Below are 2,045 nucleotides of genomic sequence, written 5' to 3'. Positions count from 1 at the left end.
TGTGCAAAGGAGGAGTATTTCGTTGTCTATACAACTCAATATCTATCAGACGCTGGCTGCGGCCATCCTGGTGTATTATGCCGGCGTCTTCCTGCGTATGAAGATTTCCGCCCTCAGGACGTACTGCATCCCTGCTCCGGTCATCGGCGGCATCTTGTTCGCTGCCCTGAACTGCCTGCTGTATACTCAGGGCATCTGGTCGTATGAGCAGGATACGGTCATGCAGAACGTCTGCATGATGCTGTTCTTCACCAGCGTCGGCTATACGGCTAGTCTGAGCCTGATCCGCCGTGGCGGCATCATGGTCTTTAAAATGGCTGTCATCACGACGGTACTCATCGTCATCCAGAATATCCTGGGCATCAGCCTGTCCTCCCTGTTCGGCCTCAGTCCCTATATGGGGCTGGCAACCGGCTCCATTCCCATGGTCGGCGGTCATGCTACAGCGGCTGCCTTTGGTCCCCTCCTGGAAGAAATGGGTCTCGATAGCGGCGCTACCATCGCCGTCGCCGCAGCTACCTTCGGCCTCGTCGCCGGCGGCCTCATCGGCGGCCCTGTCGGTGAACAGCTGGTCCACAAACACCACCTGCACAGTCATGCCGATACGGAACGCCTCGACCCGTCGGTCAGCCAGGAAGAAGTAGACAAATTGTCCTCTATTGCCAGCAGCAAAGAAAAAGCGGCAGAAGTCATCAAGCAGGAACACATCACTGGCCAGTCCATCAACAATCATCATTTCATGAATGCCATGGCCCATCTGTTCCTGGCCATGGGACTGGGGACACTGGTCAGCGGATTCCTGAACAGCCTGGGACTGATTTTCCCGGCTTATATCGGCTCTATGCTGGTCGCTGCCGTTATCCGCAATATCTCCGATTTCACCCATGTATATAAGGTGTATCAGAGAGAAAGCGAAGTGCTGGGCAATCTGGGGCTCACAGTCTTTCTGACCTGCGTCCTCATGAGCCTCAAATTATGGCAGCTCAGCGATCTGGCCGTGCCCATGATTGTCATGCTCCTGAGTCAGGCCGTCATCATGGCCCTCTTTGCGTATTTCGTCGTATTCCGCATGATGGGCAGGGATTATGAAGCAGCGGTCATGACGTCCGGCGTCTGTGGCTTCGGTCTGGGTGCTACACCGAACGCCATCGCCAATATGACGGCCATGACAGAATTATTCGGCCCGGCACCGACGGCATTCTTCGTCATCCCCCTCATCGGATCACTCATCATCGACCCGGTCAACGCGTCGGTCATTACGATTTTTATCAACCTTTTCCATTAATCTGTTCATCGAGCTGCCTGCGCCAATACGCGGCAGCTTCTTTGTCCATGGGAAGCCCTGTTCCCGTTTCCAGTATGCGGATATAGTTGCGGATGCCTTCCGTGTATCCGGTCCGGGCAGAACGGGAAAACCAGACGGCTGCCTTTTCCGGATCCTTTTCGACGCCAAATCCCTGTTCATAGAGCTGGCCCAGATTGTTGGCCGCCGGCCCGTCACCGCCTTCAGCAGCCAGCCGGTACCAGTAGGCTGCCTCTGTATAATCCTGGGAAACACCTTTTCCCGTTTCATATAAATATCCCAGATTATTCTGGGCAATGACATTGTCCTGCTCCGCCGCCTGTGTATACCACATGGCGGCTTTTTTATAATCGGCTGTCCCTGCGTAGCCAAACTGATACATAATAGCCAGATTGCATTGTCCGTCGGCATCGCCGTGGTGGGCAGAGCGTCCATACCAGTATACGGCCAGCTCGTAATTCTGCACGACGCCGCATCCTGTTTCGTAGAGATGTCCCAGATTATTTTCCGCTTCAGGCAGTTCCTGGACGGCCGCCCGGGCATACCAGTACGCAGCCTTACGGATATCCGGTTCTATCCCCAGGCCGTGTTCATACTGATAGGCCAGATCATACTGGCATCGGGCATCACCGGCCCGGGCGCCCATGCCATACCAGTACAACGACAGCTGCAGCAATTCTTCTTTTTCTTCTTCATAGGCGGCAAAGAAATACTGGTCGCCCACTTCGCGCTGGGCCTGTAC

Annotated in this window: 2 protein-coding genes; one reads left to right on the top strand and one right to left on the bottom strand. The window is 55.0% G+C overall.

The window, feature by feature from the left end; all coding sequences use genetic code 11:
- Window positions 1–22 precede the first annotated feature (22 nt).
- Window positions 23–1,285, top strand: coding sequence for a sodium/glutamate symporter (gene gltS, locus DBO31_RS08470; RefSeq protein ID WP_150824931.1), 1,263 nt, complete (start codon window positions 23–25; stop codon window positions 1,283–1,285).
- Here gltS and DBO31_RS08465 read toward each other — a convergent pair.
- Window positions 1,269–2,045, bottom strand: a 777-nt coding sequence (locus tag DBO31_RS08465; protein WP_150824930.1) for a tetratricopeptide repeat protein, incomplete at its 5' end; no start/stop codon positions are given. The genes gltS and DBO31_RS08465 overlap by 17 nt on opposite strands.

The organism is Megasphaera sp. DJF_B143 (assembly GCF_900320625.1).
Classification (GTDB): domain Bacteria; phylum Bacillota; class Negativicutes; order Veillonellales; family Megasphaeraceae; genus Megasphaera; species Megasphaera hexanoica.
This window is presented reverse-complemented; position numbering and strand designations above follow the sequence as displayed.